Origin of the sequence: Burkholderia sp. Z1, from assembly GCF_014893795.1 — a bacterium.
GTDB classification, from domain to species: domain Bacteria; phylum Pseudomonadota; class Gammaproteobacteria; order Burkholderiales; family Burkholderiaceae; genus Burkholderia; species Burkholderia theae.
The window spans coordinates 975,447-997,112 of the sequence record NZ_JACFYL010000002.1; the positions used below are offsets into that span (position 1 = coordinate 975,447).

Annotated in this window: 19 protein-coding genes; 11 read left to right on the plus strand and 8 right to left on the minus strand. The window is 66.0% G+C overall.

Features of this window, described 5'->3' with window-relative positions; all coding sequences use genetic code 11:
- Position 1 precedes the first annotated feature (1 nt).
- Positions 2 to 463: a (2Fe-2S)-binding protein gene (locus H3H55_RS21410; protein ID WP_048245609.1), complete on the minus strand. Its 462-nt coding sequence runs from the start codon at positions 461 to 463 to the stop codon at positions 2 to 4.
- Positions 464 to 644: 181 nt separating this feature from the next.
- Here H3H55_RS21410 and H3H55_RS21415 point away from each other — a divergent pair, with 181 nt between their 5' ends.
- Positions 645 to 1,568 carry an AraC family transcriptional regulator gene (locus tag H3H55_RS21415; RefSeq protein ID WP_048245610.1) on the plus strand — a complete coding sequence of 308 codons (924 nt, stop codon included), beginning with the start codon at positions 645 to 647 and terminating at the stop codon, positions 1,566 to 1,568.
- Between the two features lie 351 nt (positions 1,569 to 1,919).
- Complete coding sequence (locus H3H55_RS21420) at positions 1,920 to 2,816, plus strand: fimbrial protein (protein ID WP_193100107.1); 897 nt, start codon at positions 1,920 to 1,922, stop codon at positions 2,814 to 2,816.
- Positions 2,817 to 2,898: 82 nt separating this feature from the next.
- On the opposite strand, the gene H3H55_RS21425 is transcribed toward H3H55_RS21420, so the two are convergent.
- From H3H55_RS21425 to H3H55_RS21445, 5 genes are read right to left on the minus strand one after another with little or no spacing between them, the layout of a single operon-like run.
- Positions 2,899 to 5,568: a glycosyltransferase gene (locus tag H3H55_RS21425; protein WP_193100108.1), complete on the minus strand. Its 2,670-nt coding sequence runs from the start codon at positions 5,566 to 5,568 to the stop codon at positions 2,899 to 2,901.
- A 26-nt stretch (positions 5,569 to 5,594) separates the two neighbouring features.
- Positions 5,595 to 6,998 carry a UDP-glucose dehydrogenase family protein gene (locus H3H55_RS21430; RefSeq protein ID WP_193100109.1) on the minus strand — a complete coding sequence of 468 codons (1,404 nt, stop codon included), beginning with the start codon at positions 6,996 to 6,998 and terminating at the stop codon, positions 5,595 to 5,597.
- A gap of 39 nt (positions 6,999 to 7,037) precedes the next feature.
- Positions 7,038 to 8,027 (minus strand): UDP-glucose 4-epimerase GalE, encoded by a 990-nt coding sequence (gene galE / locus H3H55_RS21435; RefSeq protein ID WP_193100110.1) that lies wholly within the window; start codon positions 8,025 to 8,027, stop codon positions 7,038 to 7,040.
- Positions 8,024 to 9,031, minus strand: a complete 1,008-nt coding sequence (locus tag H3H55_RS21440; RefSeq protein WP_193100111.1) for a UDP-glucuronic acid decarboxylase family protein — start codon at positions 9,029 to 9,031, stop codon at positions 8,024 to 8,026. The genes galE and H3H55_RS21440 overlap by 4 nt, the downstream gene beginning before the upstream one ends.
- A complete protein-coding gene (locus tag H3H55_RS21445) occupies positions 9,024 to 9,425 on the minus strand; it encodes a hypothetical protein (RefSeq protein ID WP_226800338.1) in 402 nt (133 codons plus the stop codon). Before H3H55_RS21445 ends, H3H55_RS21440 begins: the two co-directional genes overlap by 8 nt.
- Positions 9,426 to 11,155: 1,730 nt before the next feature.
- Here H3H55_RS21445 and H3H55_RS21450 point away from each other — a divergent pair.
- From H3H55_RS21450 to H3H55_RS21480, 7 genes are all read left to right on the plus strand, one after another.
- Positions 11,156 to 11,479: a hypothetical protein gene (locus H3H55_RS21450; protein ID WP_193100112.1), complete on the plus strand. Its 324-nt coding sequence runs from the start codon at positions 11,156 to 11,158 to the stop codon at positions 11,477 to 11,479.
- A gap of 111 nt (positions 11,480 to 11,590) precedes the next feature.
- Positions 11,591 to 12,181: a hypothetical protein gene (locus H3H55_RS21455; protein WP_129515383.1), complete on the plus strand. Its 591-nt coding sequence runs from the start codon at positions 11,591 to 11,593 to the stop codon at positions 12,179 to 12,181.
- 72 nt (positions 12,182 to 12,253) lie between these two features.
- On the plus strand, positions 12,254 to 12,535 hold the full coding sequence (locus H3H55_RS21460; RefSeq protein ID WP_048245616.1) for a hypothetical protein: 282 nt from the start codon (positions 12,254 to 12,256) through the stop codon (positions 12,533 to 12,535).
- A gap of 44 nt (positions 12,536 to 12,579) precedes the next feature.
- The gene (locus tag H3H55_RS21465) at positions 12,580 to 14,331 is read left to right on the plus strand and encodes a chemotaxis protein CheA (RefSeq protein ID WP_193100113.1); all 1,752 of its coding nucleotides are present in this window, start codon (positions 12,580 to 12,582) and stop codon (positions 14,329 to 14,331) included.
- Between the two features lie 155 nt (positions 14,332 to 14,486).
- Positions 14,487 to 15,071 (plus strand): hypothetical protein, encoded by a 585-nt coding sequence (locus tag H3H55_RS21470; protein ID WP_129515381.1) that lies wholly within the window; start codon positions 14,487 to 14,489, stop codon positions 15,069 to 15,071.
- 58 nt (positions 15,072 to 15,129) lie between these two features.
- Complete coding sequence (locus H3H55_RS21475) at positions 15,130 to 16,551, plus strand: sigma-54-dependent transcriptional regulator (protein ID WP_193100114.1); 1,422 nt, start codon at positions 15,130 to 15,132, stop codon at positions 16,549 to 16,551.
- A gap of 131 nt (positions 16,552 to 16,682) precedes the next feature.
- Complete coding sequence (locus H3H55_RS21480) at positions 16,683 to 17,189, plus strand: hypothetical protein (protein WP_048245619.1); 507 nt, start codon at positions 16,683 to 16,685, stop codon at positions 17,187 to 17,189.
- 27 nt (positions 17,190 to 17,216) lie between these two features.
- On the opposite strand, the gene H3H55_RS21485 is transcribed toward H3H55_RS21480, so the two are convergent.
- Positions 17,217 to 17,708, minus strand: coding sequence for a hypothetical protein (locus tag H3H55_RS21485; protein WP_193100115.1), 492 nt, complete (start codon positions 17,706 to 17,708; stop codon positions 17,217 to 17,219).
- A gap of 386 nt (positions 17,709 to 18,094) precedes the next feature.
- Here H3H55_RS21485 and H3H55_RS21490 point away from each other — a divergent pair, with 386 nt between their 5' ends.
- Positions 18,095 to 18,772 (plus strand): response regulator transcription factor, encoded by a 678-nt coding sequence (locus tag H3H55_RS21490; protein WP_193100116.1) that lies wholly within the window; start codon positions 18,095 to 18,097, stop codon positions 18,770 to 18,772.
- Between the two features lie 25 nt (positions 18,773 to 18,797).
- Here the strand turns inward: H3H55_RS21490 and H3H55_RS21495 are convergent, their stop codons facing one another.
- Complete coding sequence (locus tag H3H55_RS21495; protein WP_129515376.1) at positions 18,798 to 20,351, minus strand: methyl-accepting chemotaxis protein; 1,554 nt, start codon at positions 20,349 to 20,351, stop codon at positions 18,798 to 18,800.
- Between the two features lie 255 nt (positions 20,352 to 20,606).
- On the opposite strand from H3H55_RS21495, the gene panE reads away from it, so the two are divergent.
- On the plus strand, positions 20,607 to 21,554 hold the full coding sequence (gene panE / locus H3H55_RS21500) for a 2-dehydropantoate 2-reductase (RefSeq protein ID WP_193100117.1): 948 nt from the start codon (positions 20,607 to 20,609) through the stop codon (positions 21,552 to 21,554).
- Positions 21,555 to 21,666 lie beyond the last annotated feature (112 nt).

Genomic DNA, 21,666 nt, shown 5'->3' on the forward strand with positions numbered 1-21,666 from the left:
GTCAGGCTCCCAGCGTCGTGGCCGCGTCGTGGATCGCGGCCCGGATGCGGGCGTAGGTCGCACAGCGGCACAGGTTGCCGTTCATCGCGGCGTCGATATCCGCGTCGGTCGGCTTCGGGTTCTGTTCGAGCAGCGCGGTGGCCGACATGATCTGGCCGGACTGGCAATAGCCGCATTGCGGAACCTGCAGCTTGACCCACGCGGCCTGCACGGCCTGCGCGGGTTTGCTCTGCAGGCCTTCGATCGTCGTGATGTGCTTGCCCGCGATGCCGGCGAGCGGCAGCACGCACGAGCGGACGGCCTGGCCTTCGAGATGCACCGTGCACGCGCCGCACTGCGCCATGCCGCAGCCGAACTTCGTGCCGGTCAGGCCCGCGTGTTCGCGAATCGCCCAGAGGACGGGCATCGACGGATCGGCGTCGAGCGTGACGTTCTTGCCGTTCAGGACAAAGGAGGTTGGCATTGTGTATGTCTCCATGGGGAAAACCCGGCATGCGCCCGGTTAGCGGGCAGTGTGCGCGAGAGAGCGTTTTTTGCGTCTACCCAATCCTGCAAATTTATTGAACAATCCTGCAAATCCCGGGCACGCCGCGGGCCGTTTCGCTATGCTCCCGCGACACGGGGAAATCAATCGAGGAAGCGTCATGGACATGACCGATATCGTGGCGTCGCGCGAATCCGGGCGGCGCGAACTGGCGACGCTGATCGGCCGCTTCGCGCCGGCGGACGGCTCGCATTCGACGGCCGTGCCGGGCCTGATGCTGCATCGGCACACGCGTCCGGTCGATCTCGGCTGCGGCGTGTCGCGCGCCGCGCTCGTGATCGCCGCGCAGGGCGCGAAGCGCGTGATCGTGGCCGGCCAGGCCTACGAATACGACACGCACAATTGCCTGATTACGTCGATCGACTTGCCGATCCTGTCGCGCGTGACGCGTGCATCGCCGGAAGCGCCCTACCTGTGCCTGTCGCTGACGCTCGATCCGCAGCGCATCGTCGAGCTTGCGGCCGAGATGCGGCTACCCGAGCCCGACGCGGGCCCCGAAGGCGAGGGGATCGCGCTCGCCGAGCTGACGCCGCCGCTGCTCGATGCCGCGCTGCGGCTGTTGCGGCTGCTCGATACGCCGGCCGACATTCCGGTCGTCGCGCCGCTGATCGAAAAGGAACTGCTGTACCGGCTGATGACGAGCGGGCAGGGCACGCGGCTGCGGCACATGGCCATCGCGGGCAGCCAGACGCACCGGATCGCGCGCGCGATCGAATGGATCCGCGATCACTTCGCGGAGCCGATGCGCGTCGAGTCGCTCGCGCAGGCGGTCAACATGAGCGTGTCGTCGCTGCACCATCATTTCAAGCACGTGACGACGCTGAGCCCGCTGCAGTACCAGAAGCAGCTGCGGCTGCACGAGGCACGCCGGCTGTTGCTGAGGCAGGGCGGCGACGTCGGGTCGGTGGCCGCCGTCGTCGGCTACGAAAGTGCGTCGCAGTTCAGCCGCGAATACAGCCGGCTGTTCGGCGCGCCGCCGATGCGCGACGTCGTGCACCTGAGGCGGAAGGAGCTTTTGGGATGATGAGCGGTCCGTTGGATTCGGGCATCACCCGCGTCAGAAACAAAAATAGGACGAGCCCAAAAAACGGTTGAATATCGGATTTGTACTACCTGTTTTTGCCAATAGATTGATCATTGTCATATATTTTTCGGGCGTGACAAATTCTACAATCGCCTCTTTGAGGTAAATGTCGCTGGGTGTTGTCCGTCAAATTCGGGGAGCCGGACAGCCCCCGATGTACAGGCACCCGACGTGCAGAGGGCGTTCAACTGGATGGAGGGATTTTTTGTGCTCGGGAATGGTTTCATCGGGACGGCAAAAATTGGGAAAATAATCAGTATTGCTAAAAGAACGTGGGGCGGCAGGAGCGTGATGGCCGTCGTCAAGCTCGCAGTTGCCGGGATCGCCATGGCGGCATCGCCGGTAGCATGGGCGGCCTTCATCACGGTTCATGCGTTCGGGCAAGACATCTCCGTTCCCCAGCATTTGCCGAGCGGCAGCGTGATATCCCGTTATTACATTACGCCGATGCAGGCGTGTGGCAAGGCGACGTGCACGTTCAGGGGGATCAATAATTATCCGGCTGGCAGCGGCAGCACCGGGACAGGGCCGATCATTTCAACGACTGTCACGGGTGTGTCGGCCCAATTGCTGATCAATGGAAAGGGATACAAGACGGGGAATTACCTGTCGGAACAGTTCAGCAGTTCGATTGAAGTGCAACTGCTGAGCAGTGGCCAGTCTATCCAGTCCGGTTCGTTCGGAGGAACGTGGTACTTCACGGTTTTCACGGCGGAGGTTCCCGACGGAGCGCGCATCTATTTGTCGCCGAACGGAAAAGTGACTGCGATCGTGGGTACCTGCTCGGCGCCGAACCAGACCGTGACGTTGCCGAGTGCGAGGCCCTCTCAATTCAGCGGTATCGGTTCGACCGCCGGCGCGAAGAGCTTTCAGCTCCGGGTCGACAACTGTCCGCGGGGATACAACCGGATCGGGTATCTGCTCAATCCGGTCGGTGGCGCCATCGTGGGCTCACCGGGCGTGCTGCCGCTCGGCGCCGGTTCGAGCGCGAAGGGCGTGCGGATTCGCGTCGCGGACGACAAGGGTGTAGCGGCAACCTTCGACACGTCGATCAGGGTTGACGCCTACGACAAGGCCACGGGCGGGTCGTATGCGATACCGATGCAGGCGTCATATATCCAGACGACCGCGGCGATTACGCCGGGAACGGTATCCGGGGCGATGACGGTTTTACTCGATTACCAGTAACCCGCGTCGATTGCGCATCGTCGGGCTGCCACGATGCGGCCCGCGCCCGACTGCCGATCACGGCCGCTTCCCGGGCGGCCGATCATTTCGCGACGACAGCCGTCTGCAGCGACGCCGGCGCGATCCGCCAGTCCGGCACATAGTGCGCGGGCCACGCGCCGGGCGTATCGACCGCGTTGAAATAGATCACCGCCTTCAGCAGCGGATAGCGCCACAGCGACCGCTGGAATTCGTCGAGTTCCTCGCGCTTGCGCGCAGTCGACCCGTCGACGCCAAGCTCCGTGACCATCACCGGCAGCCCGTAGTCGTTCACCCGCTCGTATTTGGTCCGCAGGATGCTCGCCGCGGAGGAGTGGCCGCCGGCCGGCCAGCTCGCGCAGCGCGGGCAGTCGAATACCGACAGGCCGACCTCGTCCACATAGCCGCGGCCCGGGAAATAGTCGTCGAGGTTGCGGTTGCCGGCCGGCGACCACACGAAGCGGATCTGGTCGGTCATCGCGCGGCAGGCGGTCACGACCCGCCGGTATGCGTCGATGTAGCCCGACGCGTCGCCGATGGCCCACGGATAACGTCCGGTGTCCGTTTCCATCTCGTGGCCCCAGCGCACGAACACCGGCGCTTTCAGTGCCGCGAGCGCCGAGCAGGTGGCCGCGATTCGCGTGTCGTAGCGCCCGTGCGCGATGTCCGCAAGCAGCGCGCCTTGACGCGTGCCGTCGGCCGCCCACGGCTCGACGGTCAGCATCAGCGAGCGGTTCCGGGCCTGCGCGCTCTGGTAGGCCTCGCCGATTTCCGTGCCGATGTCGGGCGCATTCCACGACACGAACACATGATCGAACGCGAGGCCCGGATCGGTCGCGAGCGTCTTGTCGGGATCGTATGCGCCGAGTTTGGGCTGCTTCACCGGTTCGCCCGGCGCGGGCGCGACCACGACCGGCAACCCGGAACGCCACATCATCGCCTGCCAGCCTTTCGGCGCGCGCAGCCCGATGCCCATCAACAGCATCGCGAGCGCGTAGATGAACAGCGCGTTGCGCATCGGCAGGCGGCTGAAGAACATCTGCCTGAACGTCGACGCGTCGAGCCCTTGCTCCCGGCCGTGATTCACCGTGACGACGGCTGCGATCACGAGATACAGGATGCTCGTCAACGTCGAGAACAGATAGAAGCCGGCGGCGTTGCGCGGGTTCTCGACCATCACGACGGGCAGGCTGCAGAACAGCGAGATCAGCAGGTACGGCGCGACCACGCGCAGCGGCGCGTCCTGTTCGATCGTGCCGCCCTTCGGCGTGACCTTGAACGCGAATTCCTTGCCGCGCATGAAATCGAACACCGCCGACGCGCAGCCGAGCACGACCCACGGCCAGCGCGCGAACACGAACGACAGCCCCTCCCACGACAGCAGCTTCGTATTCAGCGGGCGGCACGACTGGGTCGAATGGGTGGCCCAGGTCACGACGCAGAGGAGCAGCGCCGCGAGCGGCAGCGCGTAGGTGAGGTACGTGAGGTAGTCGACGTGCGCCCAGACGCGGCCGGTGAGCAGCGCGACGACCGGAATCACGACGCTGCCGGCCATCGCGAGCGCGCACAGCGGGTACCACAGCTGGCAGAACAGGAACTGCGCCTTCAGCTTCAGCGGCAGGCCCGCGAAATAGTGGCGCGTATAACGCAGCATGATGATCATCACGCTCTTGGACCATTGGAACTCCTGCATCGCCAGGTCGGCGAACGTGCGCGGCCCTTCGCCGTTCGCGATCGCGTTCAGCGCGTGCATGCCGCGCCAGCCCTTCGAATTGAAGATCATCGTGGTCGAGTGATCCTCGGCAAGCTCGGGCCCGAGCCCGCCGATCTCGCGCAGCGCGCGGCAGCGCACCGCGTAGTGCGAGCCGATGCACAGCGGCGCGAGGCCGCCCGCATAACCGGCCTGCATCGTGCCGTGCAGTGGCCCTTCGACGTTCACGCGGCCGCGCGCGCTCCAGCTCTCGGCCGCGTTGCTGTCGCAGATGCTCGGCGCCGACACGTAGCCCACTTTCGGATCGACGAACGGTCGCAGCATTTCCTCGAGATAGGTGCGGGTCGGCACGTGATCGGCGTCGAGCTGCGACACGAAGTCGTAGTTGTCGTAGCCGACCATGTCGTAGAAGTACGCGAGGTTGCCTTCCTTGCATTGGGTGCGGCGCGGCCAGCTCGTCCGGTGGTACGCGGCAACACCGCGCCGCGTCGACACGAAGACGCCGTGCTCGCGGCACCAGTCGAGCGTTTCGGGCGTCGGGTCTTCATCGGCGAGCCAGGTGTCGTGCGGGTAGGTCTGGTCGAGCATCGCGAGCAGCGTCGTGCGGACGATGTCGAACGGCTCGGACGGCGCCTTGGTGACGACCATCGCGACACGCCAGTCGCGCGGCACGGGCAGCGCGGGGTTCGGAACGACCGCCGAGCGGATGATGAAGATGAAATAGCCGGGAATGAAGGTGGTCCAGAACAGCACGAAGCAGTTGACGCCGAAACGGAATGCGTCGACGTAGTGCTCGTCGCGCAGCCACCAGCGCCAGAAGATGCCCAATGCGACGAACCAGCACAGCGCGAGGATCTGGAAGATGAATTTGGTCCCGCTGTCCATCAGCGGGACGAGGAGCGGGACGTCTGCTTGCAGCGAGTCGGTGCGATCGGCTTCGGCTTTGTTGTCGGTATCGGTTTCGGTGGTGTCGGTGGTGTCCGGGGCGAGGCCACCGGCAAGCGACGCGACCAGCTTCTTCATGGTGTTCTCCCGTCAAGGTCAGACCATCAGTTGTGAAGCAGGCCACGTTGCAGCCGGGTGTCCTCGCTGTCTTGCGGTTGTTCCGATGCCGGGTCCGCCGGCGTGCGTTCGCCGCACGAGCGGCCCACGCGTTCGTAGCGGCGAAAGCCGCCGTCGACCGCCAGCCGTTCGCTGAACAGGTTGCGCATGTCGAGCATCACGGGATCGGCCATGTGGTCCGCAAGGTCGGCAAGATCGAGCGCCTCGAACGCCTTCCATTCGGTCATCACGACGACGGCGTCCGCGCTGCGCACCGCGTCGACCGCGGAGCCTTCCATGAACACCTGCGGCAGCAGCCGCGACGCCTCGTGCGGGCGCGCGGGGTCGTACGCGCGGATATGCGCGCCCGCACCGACCAGCAACTGGATCACGTCGATGCTCGGGCTTTCACGCACGTCGTCGGTCTGGCCTTTGAACGTGAGGCCGAGCACGGCGATGCGCTTGCCCTTGATCGAGCCGCCGCAGGCTTTCTCGATGCGGTGCAGGATCTGTTCCTTGCGTTGTGCGTTCGATTCGATCGCCGCGCTGACGATGCGCAGCGGCACCGCATGTTCGGAGGCCGTCGCCTTCAGCGCGCGCGTGTCCTTCGGGAAGCACGAGCCGCCCCAGCCGGGGCCGGCTTTCAGGAACGACGCACCGATGCGGCGGTCGAGGCCCATCCCGTTCGCGACCAGTTCGACATCGGCGCCGACCGCTTCGCACAGGTCCGAGATCTCGTTGATGTAGCTGATCTTCACCGCGAGGAACGCGTTCGCCGCGTATTTCACGAGTTCGGCCGTCTCGATCTCGGTGGCGAGCACGAGATGTCCCGTCGCTTCCAGCGGCGCGTAGATCGCTTTCATGATCTCGATCGCGCGCGGATGCTCGGCGCCGAACACGACGCGATCCGGATGCATGAAATCGTCGATCGCCGACCCTTCGCGCAGGAACTCCGGATTCGATGCGATCGCCGCGTCGACGCCGTCCGGCGCACAGCGCTCGACGATCTGCTTGACGATCCGGTTCGTGCCGACCGGCACCGTCGACTTGGTGACGACGACCGCGAAACCGGTCAGGTTCGATGCGATCTCCCGCGCGGCCGCTTCGACATACCGCAGGTCCGCGTGATCGGTGTCCGGCAGCGTCGGCGTGCCGACCGCGATGAACACCGCGTCGCGATCGCGCACGCTCGCCGCCAGGTCGCTGCTGAAGCGCAGCGTGCCGCGTTCGACGTTGCGTGCGACGACGGTGTCGAGGCCCGGCTCGTAGATCGGCATGAGGCCTTCGTTCAGTGCGTCGATCTTGCCGCGATTGTTGTCGATGCAAACGACGTCGTGCCCGAGATCCGCAAAGCACGCGCCGCTCACCAGCCCGACGTAGCCCGTGCCGACGATGGCGATCCGCACATTCATGGTTGTTCCCCTGGGTGCCTTTCCGTGAAACTTGCGCGACTACCTGTTCGATTCGAATTGCAGTTCCTTCTGAAACCACGCCGCGGCGTGTTCGACCATCGGCTCGATCGCGGTGAAGCGCGGCCGCCAGCCGAGCACCAGCGCGGCCTTCGTCGCGTCGGCGTACAGCGCGGGCGGATCGCCCGGCCGGCGCGCGGCCATCACCGTCGGCACGGTGCGCCCCGTCACGGCTTCGACGGCGCGCAGCGCGTCGAGTACCGAGGTTCCCTGGCCGGTGCCGAGATTCAGCGCGACGCTGTGGCCGCCACCGCACAGATAGACGGTCGCCTTCAGGTGCGCGTCGGCGAGGTCGCTCACGTGCACGTAGTCGCGAATCGCCGAGCCGTCGGGCGTCGGGTAATCGGTGCCCATCACCTTGAACGCGCCGCCCGTGCCGAGCGCCGCGCGAATCGCGAGCGGCAGCGCGTGCGTTTCCGGTTCGTGGCATTCGCCGATCGCGCCGTCGGGGTCCGCGCCCGCCGCGTTGAAGTAGCGCAGCGCGACCCACTTCAACCCGTACGCGCGCTCGAAATCGGCGGCCATCCGCTCCATCGCGTATTTGGTGAAGCCGTACGGGTTGATCGGCTGCTGCGGCGTGCGCTCCGAGATCGGCAGCACGTCCGGAACGCCGTACGTCGCGCACGACGACGACATCACGATCCGGCCGACGCCGGCCGCCCGCATCGCGCTCAGCAGCGTGCAGGTGCCCGTCACGTTGACCGTGTAGTAACGCTCGGGGACGAGCACCGATTCGCCGACATAGGCGAGCGCGGCGAAATGGATCACGACGTCGGGCCGGTGCACGGCAAGTGCGTTCGACAGCGCGTCGCGGTCGAGAATGTCGGCCGCGACGAGCGGCCCCCATTGAACCGCGTCGCGATGGCCGGTCGACAGATTGTCGTAGGCGACCGGCTCGTGTCCCGCTTGAGCGAGCGCCTTGCACGTATGGCTGCCGATATAACCCGCTCCGCCGGTCACGAACACTTTCATGCGGTCGCTCCGGTCATGCGCAGCACCGGCTCGAGCCACAGTTCACGGGCGAAATAGTCGACCGTCCGGCGCAGCCCTTCGTCGAGATCGATCGCCGGCCGCCAGCCGAGCTCGGTCGCGGCGACCGAGATGTCGGGCTTGCGCTGGTGCGGGTCGTCGATCGGCAGCGGCCGGAACACGATCTCCGATTTCGAGCCCGTCATCGCAAGCACTTTCTCCGCGAGTTCGATCATCGTGAATTCGCCGGGGTTGCCGATGTTGACCGGCGTGCCGACGTTGCGCTCGGCGCCCATCAGGCAGAAGAAGCCGTCGATCAGGTCGCTGGCGAAGCAGAACGAGCGCGTCTGCTTGCCGTCGCCGTAGATCTCGAGCGGCACGCCGTTGAGCGCGCCGACGATGAAGTTCGACACGACGCGGCCGTCGCGCGGCGACATCCGCGGGCCGTACGTGTTGAAGATGCGGGCGACGCGCACGTCGATGCCGTGCGCGCGGTAGTAGTCGTAACACAGCGCCTCGGCGGCGCGCTTGCCTTCGTCGTAGCACGCGCGCGGGCCGATCGTGTTCACGTTGCCGCGATAGGTTTCCATCTGCGGATGCACGCTCGGATCGCCGTAGATCTCGCTGGTCGACGCCTGGAACACGCGTGCGCCGGTCTTGCGCGCGAGCGCCAGGCAATGGTTCATGCCGAGCACGTTCGTCATCATCGTGTGGACGGGATCGATCTGATACGTGGGCGGCGAGGCCGCGCACGCGAGATTCCAGATCTCGTCCACCTGCAGCTCGGGCAGGCCGAGCGACACGTCGCCCTTCACGAACTCGAAGCGGCCGGACGCCTTCAGGTCGGCGACGTTGAGCTTGCGCCCCGTCAGCAGGCTGTCGATGCACGTGACGGATGCACCTTCCATGACCAGGCGCTCGCACACGTAGCTGCCGAGAAAACCGGCGCCACCCGTCACGAGGACGCGCCGACCGGCACGCGTCTCGAGCGCAACCCGGTCATTCATGGCTCTCTCCTTCGTCGTACATCTCGTCGAACCACATGTCGATCTGCTCGACGGCGGCGCGCACACGTTCCATTCCGCTGCACGGGCAGCGTTTCGGCAAGCGATGGTTCGCATGGACTGATGTCGACGAAGCGCCGCGACAGGCACTCCGGTTTCGCTGACTTCCCCGCTGATGCTTGAACGACGCAAGCGTCGATCGATCGCTGGTGATCTTCATCGCCGTTTCCCCGACAAGCTGATTGACGAGCGGGCCGCCATCCGTGTACTTCGTGCCGTGGCATGCCTCTCGGTGAGAGCCGGATATCAGGCAATCGGCATGCCAGGAGCACAGCAGTCCCGGTGTACGCACGTGCGGTCGCGCAATTGCCGCGCGGCACGCGAGTTTGTGTTTCATGTGTGTATCGTGGGGACAGGAAAGCGACTCGAACGAGTGCCGGATCGATGCAATTCGATACGACGAAACTCGCGATAGATCAGGCTTTTGCCGGGTAAGAGGCTTTAAAAGTGTTTTTATTCGGCATGTTTCAATGATGAGAATTGAGCCGATAAAGGATTAAAAACGTTTCTTTAATGGCGTGACCATCAGGCGACCCGTGTTGTGAAAGGCGGATCGCATGAATGTAAAAAATCGATGTGCCGGCTCCGGGTCAGTTGAAAGTTTTCATTTGTTTTAATTGTTACGCCGGTAAACGGGCGAGATGACACCATCATCGGCCGACACATATATTTTCATTCTTACCGTTTTTCGACCTTTCGATTGCCGTGTGATCGTGTCGGTATTTTCACGGATGAATCAAAATCGTTCCGGTTGTCGACGAGAATGCCTGTCGACGAGGTATCGGAAGCGGTCGCGCCGGGCTGGCGGAACCGGGCGCCGAACGATTCGATCCCCGTTTGTTCGGGCATCGGAGGCCGGCCGAACGCCCCGCAACGCGTGGTTTGCAGGCGGAAAGACCGACACCGCCCGACCAGCGCGGCGGCGCGCTTCTCAAGTTTGAAACAACCGTTCATATGACCGTTCGGCGAGGGCCGGCGTGCCGGATTCGTCCGTCAAATCATGGCATTGCTTCTCAATGTTCAACGATCGCCGCGTGTGCCGGATCGTTGCCGCGATACATTCCTGAAACAAAAAATGACGTTCCCGGCGATTCGTGCCCGCGTGGCGGCCGTTTGCCGCGCGCAATGAACGGTGGAATAACGCGTGGCACGCTGCTTGCGGTATTGGTCGCATCGGCGAGCGGTCGAGATGACGCAACAAAGATGTGGGGCGACCACCTCGTCAATAAGCCAGTCGGGGAAACGGCGATGAAGACTATAAGCAGTAGCTTGATCGGCGCGTACTTTGCGCATCGGTGGGGTAGTCGGAAAGCTCGGGGTGTAGCTCGCGACGCAGTGCCAGCTTCGCGGGTTTCTACATGCCACTTTCTCGGCCTTCGCACGCTTCGCGTGCTGGAGCGGTTGTCGCGCCGCGCGGCAATCGGGCGACAGCGCCGCTCGCCTTCATTCAGTTCACCCGGATGGGTCAGGCTGTTCGTGCCGGACAGCGTGACGCCGATTCGTCTTCGACCGTGCAGGGTGGTTTCGATCGCGCCAGGCCAATACTGGCGCCGGCCGGATTAAATCGAATACCTGTCGACCGGATTATCCGGAAGACCTTTCTTTGATCGCTCAGGGAGAAGACATGTTACCTGGCTGCGATGCAGGCCCGTTATCGCTCGGTTAAAAGGGTGTTTTGAGCGGCGCTGCATTTTGCGGTGGTAAATGTATTCGCGCATTTTCGATCCCGGAAAGGGGTGCCGCGTTCCGGTATCCCGTCCGGCGGGGTATCGAATATCGCGAGCCGGAAAGGCGTGCGCGTCGTTTCGGTTAATTCAATAGCGGTGTTTTCGAACAATATTAAAAGTTCATAGGATTCATCGAAAACACCTACTAACAAATTTTGGACAACTTAAAAACACGAAACTAAACTTCGGCTGGCCAAAATCGAAAAACAAATGAATCGCAAAGGCAGCACGATTCTCGTAATCAAATAGTGATCCTTATTTTTAGGATTGCTCAAGGCAGGAAGGTTGATGGCGTGCGATCTTCCTGGCTCATTCAGTTCACGCCGTTATGGAGTCGACCATGAAGAAGCTTCTGATTGCAGCAGCAGTTCTGGCGGTTTCGGGTGCAGCGTTCGCAGGTAGCGGCACGGTGTCGAGCAGCAGCTCGACGAGTGGCGGTTCGACGATGGCCGGTGTGGCCGGGTTCGGTCATTTCTCCGCGACCGATTCCGGCTCGGCACTCGGCGCAGCCGGTGCAGTTGCCGGCGGCCCGGGCAGCGGCTCGATCTCGTACACCAACCACACGCAAACCTCGACGGTCGGTGGCTTCGGCTTCGGCGGTTCGCAAGCTGGTGGCACGAGCGGCGCGAATGCCGGTTCGATCGGCTGGACGTATCACCACTAAGCCGGGGCGCGTAGCGTTCGTCATTGGCTGGCGGTACGGGGGCCGGGTTTTGTTCCGCAAGGGCGGGCCCGGTTCCTGGACTGCCGAACCACCTCACAGCAAGGAATTGCTATGAAAGCCAAAGTGATTTTAGCGACAGCGCTCACCGTCCTATCGTCGGCCGCATTGGCCGCCGGTTCGTCCACGACCAACCAGACGCAATCCGTTGCAGCAGGCGTTTCCGGTTCGGTATTGGTCGGCTCCGGCAGCTATACGAGCAATTCGAATTCGGTAGCGGGCGCAAGCGCCGGAAGTACCGTGACACCGTCCGGTTCCGTTGGTACGGCATCGGCCTTTCACAACTCGACGTCGACGGCCAGCGGTTCGGGCACGAACGGGGGAGCGTTCGCGGCAGGCGGCGGTATCGGTGCCGCAGGCTCGTTCGGTGGAAACGGCAGCACGAACGAGAACGCGAATGCGCTTTCGGGAGGGGTTTCCGCCACGATCGTGCTGGGCGCGAACCACTACACCGCATCGAGTGCGAACGACCAGGGAAATGCCAATGCAGGTGCCGCCGGGCTTACGGGAAGTGGCGGTTCTGGCGCGATCACGGGTTCGAATCACTACAACTCGTCGACCGTCTGGAGTACCGGGCCCGCCGGTTCTCCGTCCGCATCAGGCGGAAGCCAGGCAAGTTCGAGCGCGACCGGGAGCAGTCATTAGTCAGGTGTGGGGGGACCAGTTTCTCAGCGACGCTGGTCTCTTTTCCACATTGTTGTCACGTAAGGAGTTGGCATGAAGCAGAAAGTGATTGCCGCCGCTCTGATGCTTGCGTCACTGACGGCATATGGCGCTGACCGTGCTGCCGAGGACGTGCAATCGAATATGCAGACGTCAAACAACCCTGACCAGACAACCAAACCGTCAGAACAACAAACGCTTTCGTCGGGCAACGCCATCGGCGGACCGGACTCCCAGCAGTGGCAGGGAATGTCGGCCGGCTCGTGGTCCCAGCTGGGCAGCGGCTGGAAGCAGTTCGGGGAAGCAGGAAAAGCTGAAGGGATTCAGGGGAATTAGTACGGTTGCCTGGGTGGGAGGTCAAACCTCGTCCGGAGAGTGAAATGAACAGCAACAGGATCAAGGTGGCATGTGCGGCAATGTTCGCGATGACCACGATCGGGGCCCAGGCGCAAACCGCCGATTCGACTTCGAGCGCACAGTCCTCGACGTCGTCGACGGCAGTCAGCCAGGGCGGCGGTTCGAGCATGAACACGAACACCACGAGCTCGCGCGGCGGCAACGCCACCAGCAGCAGCGGGGTTCGCGGCAGCGGCAATTCGAGCGTGAATGTGAACGTGACGATGCCGTCCAGCACGAGCGGCGGCTCGAACGTGACGCCGCAAAGCACGAGCGCGCTCCAGACAGCCGGTTCGCCCGGCACCAACCCGTACAACACCCAGTCGTCGGAAAACGTCAACTACTCGGGTACGCAGACGATCAAGACGAACCCGGCCATCCAGGCGCCCGGCCTCACGACCACGCTGTCCGACACCTGCATGGGGTCGGTGAGCGTCGGCGTGTCGTTCCCGGGGTTCGGCGCGACGGGTGGCACGACGCTGGTCGACCAGGCCTGCGTCCGCCGTCTCGATGCGCGTGAATTCCGCGCGATGGGCCTGACCGACGTGGCGCTCGCGCTGCTCTGCCAGAGCGACGCGAACCGGCGCGCGGTGGAAGCGACCGGGCACCTGTGCCCGGGTACGACCGCGCCGCTCGCGCGTTCGAACGTCGCGCCCAGCGCCGAAGCGACCGTCGCCGACGACGTGAAGTATCACGATCCGATCGTGCGCAACCGCATGGGCCTGCCGCCGCTCGACGCAGCCACGCCGGCGCCGGCGCAGACTCGCCCGGTGGCGACGACCGCGGTGCAGGCGGCGCCCATCCCGGTGCCGGTCCCGGTGCCCGTGCCGACGATGGCGCCGGTTGCCGCAGCACCGGCAGTCGCGGCGCCGGCGGTTGCCGCGGCCGCACCGGCAGTCGCAGCACCGGCAGTCGCAGCACCGGCGGTGGCAGCAGCCGCACCGGCAGTCGCAGCACCGACGGTTGCCGCAGCAGCACCGGCAGTTGCAACGCCGGCGGTGGCAGCCGCTGCACCGGTCGCCGCTGCCGTGCCCGCGGTTGCTGCCGCACCGGCAGTCGCAGCCGCACCCGCAGCGTCGCTCGTACCGGCAGCCGCCGTGGCAGCCGTGCCGGCGGCAGCCGTCATCGCCGCACCGGCCGTCGCCGACAAGGCACCGGAGCCCGCACCGGTGGTGGCCGACAAGGCACCGGAGCCCGCGCCGGTCGTCGCCGACAAGGCACCGGAACCCGTGCAGCCCGTCGCCGACAAGGCGCCGGAGCCGATGCCGGCCGCGACCGACAACGCAGCGCAAGCCGCTGCCGCGCCGGCTGCCGACCCGACGCCGGCCGCTGCCGTCGTCGCGATGCCGGCGGCCGATGCGAAGGCGGTGGACAGCGCGCCAGCCGCGCCGGCCGCCACCGACGCCGCGCCACAGGCAGCGGACGCTGCGATGCCCGCGCCGGCAGCCGATGCGAAGGCCGTCGAACCGGCTCCGCAGGCCGTCGTCGAAGCCCCCGCACCTGCACCTGCACCCGCACCGGAAGCCGCGCAGCCTGCGGTAGCCGACATGCCGGCTGCCGACGCGAAGGTGCCGGACGCGGCCGAATCTGCCGCCGCACCTGCGCCGTCCGCCGACATGCCTGCGTTGTCCGATCCGGCGCAAGGACTGCCGCCGGCCCCGGCCGACCAGCAGGCCGCACCGGCTGCACCGGCCACGCCGGCTCCGGCAGTCGTCTCGACGAGCACGTCGTCGTAAGCATGCGGGTCCATCTCCCGTGCAACCGGAACACCGGTCGCACGGGAGTCGTTCGGACCCGATGCACGAAGGACGTCCCTGTTTGACGGGTGTTGGTCCCATCCCCGAGGTCAACACCTCTTTTTGCCCGACGAGGATACAAGGAGGCCTCAATCATGAGGATCTTTTTGGTCGCTCTGCTGCTGATCAGCGCGCAAGCCGCCGCGCAATCGGTGTTCCAGAATCCCGCGGTGTTCGTGATCCTGAGCGAGCAGACTGCCGCGAACGCGGTGAGCGTCCAGCAGGCGCTGACGACGCTCGGCCGCGCCGACAACACGGCATGTGCACCGATGATGATGGTCGGCGACCCTCAGATGATTTACATGATGCCGGAGGAGGGTCACGCGCCGTCGTGGCAATCGCCCGCGTACGGCCGCGGCACGCCGTTCGAAGCGCAGAACGGGCCGGCGCCGACCGGCAAGACGATCGGGGCGATGCAGCATGCCGAGGACATGCAGTCGCAGCCGTGGAGCGACGGCAGCGCGATCACGCAGAAGATCGCCGGCGAATCGAGCCTGTCGGCGGCCGACCGGGTGAGCGATTGGCAGCGTAAGGGGCTCAATACGATCGAGACGGCCCGCGCGGAGGATGTGACGGTGAACGGCAAGACCTACCGGGCTTATCGCGAGGATATCAACCGGTCGACGAAGCCGGTCATCGAGCCGCAGATCTACACGCAGCGCGTCGTTTTCTGCCGATAACGAAACGTCAATCCGGCACGGGCTGTTCCGACCTATCACCCCACACGACGAGGCCATCGTGAACTATTGCTGCCAGATCAGGCTGTCAGGCCCGCAGGACGTCGAACGGGACACGGGCACCGCACCGTTCCTGGCCATCCGGCGCAATCATGTCGCGCCGTCGCGGCCGCTCGTGTACCTGTCGCAGCATCACGATGCGGCGCTTGTCGACTGTCTCGCGGCGCGCGGCTGGGACGTGTGGCGCGCGAAAACCGTTGCGGACGCACTGAATCTCGTCAAGGCGAACCGCCCGCATGCAGGGATCGTCGATTTCGGCAGCTTCGCGTCGCCCGACGTCGCGTCGTTCGAGGCGCTGCTGCGCGACCCGCGCGTCGGCTGGGTCGCGCTCGCCGATGGCGAGCGGCTGCGCGACATCACCATCGCGCGCCTGATCCGCCATTGCTGTTTCGACTACGTGCGCAATGCGACCGCGTACACGACGATCGGCTATCTCGTCGGCCATGCGTACGGGATGCTGAAGCTCGCGGACGGCGACCCGGGCGCGGACGCGGCGCCGGCCGGCGGCACGATGATCGGCTCGTGCGACGCGATGCGCCGGCTGTTCGCGACGATCCGCAAGGTCGCGAACACGGACGCCACCGTGTTCATCGCCGGTGAATCCGGCACCGGCAAGGAACTGACGGCGGCGGCGATCCACCGGCAGTCGTCACGCGCCGACGCGCCGTTCGTCGCGGTGAACTGCGCGGCCATCCCTGCGACGCTGCTGCAGGCCGAACTGTTTGGCCATGAGCGCGGCGCGTTCACGGGCGCGCACCAGCGCAAGATCGGCCGCATCGAGGCCGCGCACGGCGGCACGCTGTTTCTCGACGAAATCGGCGACATGCCGTTCGAGAGCCAGGCGAGCCTGCTGCGGTTCCTGCAGGAAGGCAAGATCGAGCGGCTCGGCGGACACGCGTCGATTCCGGTGGACGTGCGGATCGTGTCCGCGACTCACGTCGATCTCGAGGCCGCGATGCAGACGGGGCGGTTCCGCGCCGACCTGTTCTACCGCCTGTGCGTGCTGCGCATCGACGAGCCGCCGCTGCGCGTGCGCGGCCGCGACATCATGCTGCTCGCCGATTACGTGCTGCGGCGCTATCGCGACGACTGTTCGCACCGGATTCGCGGCTTCATGCCTTGCGCGGTCGAGGCGATCCACAACTATCCGTGGCCCGGCAACGTGCGCGAGCTGATCAACCGGATCCGGTTCGCGGTCGTGATGACGAACGGCCCGATGATCTCGGCCGCCGATCTCGAGCTGCACCAGTACACGTCGCGGCAGCCGCCGACGCTGGCGGAAGTGCGCCGGCAGGCCGAGCGGCATGCGATCGAGGAAACGCTGCTGCGCCACCGCCACCAGCATGCGGACGTCGCGGCCGAGCTGGGCATTTCGCGCGCGACGCTGTACCGCCTGATGACCGCGCACGGGCTGCACGGCTGACGCGCGTCGGTGCGCATCCGCTCAAGACCGTGCGGCGGCGGCCGTTAAGACAGGAAACGGCCCGTCCGGACCGCCCGCGCATCGACGCGCGCGCGGCTGCACGCGGCGCATCACGCTTATCCGAGGTTATCGTGTCAGAGTGCAGTCACTGCGGCAGGACGTTCCTGGTCGGCGGGCGGTCGATCGACGGCCACCGCTATTGCAGTCCGGCGTGCGCGCAAGCGCATCCGATCGTCGTCGAGGCCGAACGGGTGCCCGACGAGAAGGTTCGGCTGTATGTCGACGACTGGCGATACGGGCCATGCCCGATCTGCCTGCGCGAGGGAAATCCGGTCGATGTCCACGCGTCGCATCGTGTCGTGTCGCTCGTGTTCGTCACGCGCTGGGCGACGCGTCGTCACGTGTGCTGCCGCCGCTGCGGCCGCAAGAAGCAGGCGGCCGCGCTGCTCGCGTCGGTCACGCTCGGCTGGTGGGGGCTGCCGTGGGGCATCGTGCTGACGCCGATCCAGCTCGTGCGCAACGCGCTCGGGCTGGCCGCGCGCGATCCGGAGGTCGCGACGCAGCAGTTCGAGCAACTCGTGCGACGCAAGTTGGCGGCGCGCCGGCTGCAGCGCGAGCGGCAGGGCGCCGGCGCCTGATCGCGCGCACCGACGCGTCGCGCCCGCTCAGGCCGGCCGCTCGAAGCCCGAGGCGACCCAGCGCTCGGCGCTGGCCTTGTTGAGCTTGAAGCCGGCCGACACCTTCGCTTCGGCCAGCAGCTCGCCGTACGGATCGAATGCCTTGAGCTGCGCGTACGGCTCGAACTCGTCCGGCACGATGTCGAGCGTCACCGACACATCCTGCCCATCCTCGCCCTGGACCGCCACTTCCTTGTGCAGCATCGCGCGCCGCTGCTGCTCGTGCCGCATCAGCACTTCGGTCGCGGTCTTCACGAGCGTGCGGAACGCGTTCGCGTCCATCGGCTTCGGGTTCTTCTTGTCGCGGCCCATGGTCCACGGGCCGACGAGCGCGGGCTCGGACTCGCCGTCCTTGATCATCTCGACGGCCCAGCCGTCGTCGTCTTCGTTCTTGATGACGCGGGCCGTCCAGCCGTTGTCGCGCCAGAGGCCGTTTTCGTGGATGGAGGTGTCGTCGGATTGCAGGTCGGATTCGGTCATGAGGAGCGCGGAAAGTCGGGCCGCCGGCAACAGGGCGGTGGCGCGCGGCCGGCATCGGCGCAGCGCTCGCCGCCGGTGGCCCGGAATGGCAGCAAAGGCCGCAATTTTACCTGTTGACCGGCCGCATGGCCCGCGCGGCGCGCAACACCGGCCGTTTGGCCGATGCCCGCGGCCGTTGGGCACCGGCCGCCGGCCGTTCGAACCCGCGCAAATATCAAACTCGTATTACGTCCCCGGCGGCCGATCCATATGCCGTCCGATATCCCGCCCGCGCCCGGCTCCATAGAATCGACGTTCGGGATAAAAATAGCCCGAACGTCCTTTCAACGTCGAACCGGTCGCGTGCGTTCCGCATTGCACGGCCGGTGAACAACCAGGAACCGCGTATGAGGAAATTCAATGTTCGCATCGTCTTCGCGTACGACTGGCCGCTGACGCTGGCCGGCATCGAGCAGGTCGCCGGCAGCGGCTGCGCGATCGAGCTCGTCGCGGTCTACCGGAGTGCTGCCGAACTGGTGGCGTCGCTCGGCGGCGTCGACTGCGACATCGTGCTGGTCGACTATGCGATCCGCGGCGACGAGCGGATGGACGGCCTCGCGCTGCTGGACTGGCTGCGGCGCACGCGCCCGAACGCCGGGATCGTCGCGCTGGTCGCGAACGAGAACCCGCTGATCTTCCGGTCGATCCTCGCGATCGGCGGCGTGAGCGTCGTCAGCAAGCTCGACGACGTCGGCCATATCGTCACGGCGATCCATGCGAGCTACAGCGGCGGATGCTACCTGTCGCCGTTCGTCAGGCGCGCGGTCGATGCACTCGACGAGCGCGGCGAGGCCCCCGTGAAGCTGTCGGTGCGCGAGATCGAGGTGATTCGCCTGTATCTGTCGGGCGTGCCGATCAAGACGATCGCGGAGCGCCTGAGCAAGGGCAAGCAGACGGTCAGTGCGCAGAAGATCAGCGCGATGAAGAAGCTCGGCGCGAACAACGACGTCGAGCTGATCCAGCGGGCGGCCGGGCTGGGGCTCGGTACCGGTGCGGCCGCGCCGCGGGCCGGCGGCGCGGCGTAAGCACGCGCGCACCGGGCTCGCGCCGTCAGGCCGGCAACGCGAACCGCGTGACGGCGTCGCGCAGCGCTTCGGCCTGATCGCGCAGCGAGTGCGCGGCGGCGGCGGCCTCTTCGACGAGCGCCGCGTTCTGCTGCGTGACCTGGTCCATCTCGCCCACCGCGCGATTGACCTGCTCGATCCCCGCGCTCTGCTCGCGCGACGCGTGGCTGATTTCGTCGAGGATCTCGTTCACGCGCCGCACCGACTGCACGAGTTCGGCCATCGTCTCGCCCGCGTGCGTGACGAGCGTTGCGCCGTGCTCGACGGTCTCGTTCGACGATACGATCAGCGACTTGATCTCCTTCGCGGCCGTCGCCGAGCGTTGCGCGAGCGAGCGCACTTCGGCCGCGACCACCGCGAAGCCGCGGCCCTGTTCGCCCGCGCGTGCGGCTTCGACCGCCGCGTTCAGCGCGAGGATGTTGGTCTGGAACGCGATCCCGTCGATCACGCCGATGATGTCGCCGATCTTGTGCGAACGGTCGGTGATCTCGTTCATCGTGCGCACGACATCGTTGACCACCGTGCTGCCGCGCGTCGCGACCTGCGCGGCCTCGCCGGCGAGCGACGCGGCCTGCGCGGCGCTGTCCGCGTTCTGCTTCACGTTCGCGGTCATCTGGTCCATGCTCGACGCGGTCTGCACGAGCGCGGCCGCCTGTTCCTCGGTGCGCTGCGACAGGTCCGTGTTGCCGGACGCGATCTCGCTCGCGCCGACGTTGATGTTCTCGGTGCCCATCCGCACGCGCGACACCATGTCGATCAGCCCGCCCTGCATCGTGTGCAGCGCATGCAGCAGGCTGCCGCGATCGTCGTGCTTCACGGTGACGCGCGCGGTCAGGTCGCCCTGCGCGATGCGCTGCGCGGCGTCGAGCGCGTCCTCGAGTTCGCCGCCGAGGCTCGCGCGCACGCTTTTCAGCACCAGCACCATGACGGCGGTCGCGAGCGCGCCGAGCACGGCCGTCATCGCGAGCCAGCGGCCGATGCTCTCGAGCACGGCCGTGCGCACGTCGTTCATGTACATGCCCGTCACGAGATACCAGTCCCACGGCGCGAAGCGCTGTACGGCACTGGTTTTCTCCTGCGGCTTGTCGGCGCCCGGCTTCGGCCACAGATACTCGACGAAGCCCTTGCCGCCTTCCATGTTGCCGGCCTTCACGATCTCGACGAACAGGTGCTTGCCGTTCGGATCGGTGAAATTCGACACGTCCTTGCCGTTGAGGTCCGTCTTGATCGGATGCATCACGATCACGGGCTTCGAGTCGTTGACGGAGATGTAGCCGTCGGCACCGTAGCGCATCGCGGCGATCGCTTCGAGCGCCTTCTGCTTTGCATCGGCTTCCGGCATCGCGTTCTGCTGCGACAGCTTGTAGTAATGGTCGGTCACGCTGGCGGCTTGCGCGACCAGCGACGCGAGCTGGTCGCGGCGGTCCGTGATCATCGATGCGCGCGTCTGCCACGCGCCGAGCCCGGCGATCACGAGCAGGCCGAGCCACAGGATGACGATCATCGAGGCGAGTTTCTGATTCAGGGAAAGGTTGCGCATGGTGTGTGGTCGGTCAGTCGAGGATGCTCGCCGAAGCGCGGCGTGACGGGATAAGTGTCTTGACGGCGCACGCGGCGCATCGCCGTAGACGGGTAATCCCTTAGACGCGGCGCGGCCGCCCATGCCTGCGACGTCGGCACGGGTATCTATGCATATGCATAACGGGCGTCGCTATACTGTCGGAGCGATTGCGTGCGCGTGGCGCCCCGGGGCGGGCGGCGGCGCGGCGCTGAACGAAACCGAAAGGAGGCAACGATGCGAATTCTGGTGGTAGGGGCCGGCGCGGTCGGTGGATATTTCGGCGGACGGCTGGCCGCGGCGGGGCGCGACGTGACGTTCCTGGTGCGTGATGGCCGTGCGGCCGCGCTGGCACGCGACGGGCTGCTGATCCGCAGCCCGCACGGCGACCTGACGCTCGCGAACGTGCAGACCGTGCGCTCGGGCGATGCGGGCGCCGGGGTCGCGCCGTTCGACCTCGTGCTGCTGAGCTGCAAGGCCTACAGCCTCGACGACGCGGTCGCATCGTTCGCGCCGTTCGTCGGGCCGCAGACGCTGATCCTGCCGATGCTCAACGGGATGCGCCACCTCGACGTGCTGCGCGACCGGTTCGGCGCCGCGCAGGTGCTCGGCGGGCTGTGCGTGATCGCGGCGACGCTCGATCGCGAGCAGCGCATCGTGCACCTGAACGACACGGCCGGGCTGTCGTTCGGCGAACTCGCCGGCGGCGAATCGCCGCGCGTGCGCGCGGTGGCCGACGTGTTCGATGGCGCGGGTTTCGACGCGACGCTCAGCGACGACATCGCCGCGCGGATGTGGGAGAAGTGGGTATTCCTCGCGACGCTCGCCGCGAGCACGTCGCTGTTCCGCGGCTCGGTTGGCGACATTCTGGCCGCGCCGGACGGCCGCCACCTGCTCGAGACGATGCTCGCCGAATGCAGCGCGATCGCCGAATACAACGGCAAGCGGCCCGACCCCGTGGCGATCGAGCGGATGCAGCAGATGGTGCTGACGCCGTCGCCGCTGACCGCATCGATGCTGCGCGACGTCGAGAACCATGCGCGCGTCGAAGCCGATCACGTGATCGGCGATCTGCTCGCGCGCCGCGACCCGCAGGCGGCCGATGCGCTGTCGTTGCTGCGGATCGCGTACAACCACCTGAAGACGTACGAGGTGCGCACGGCGCGCGAGCACGCCGACGCATAAACACCGGCGCGGGCGGCCGCCCGGCACGTTCCGCGCTGCACAAATTTGCCATCTGGCGCCGTTTACGGCCGGAATGCGCAAAAAAGTATCGAAAATCAGGCGTAAAGTTGGT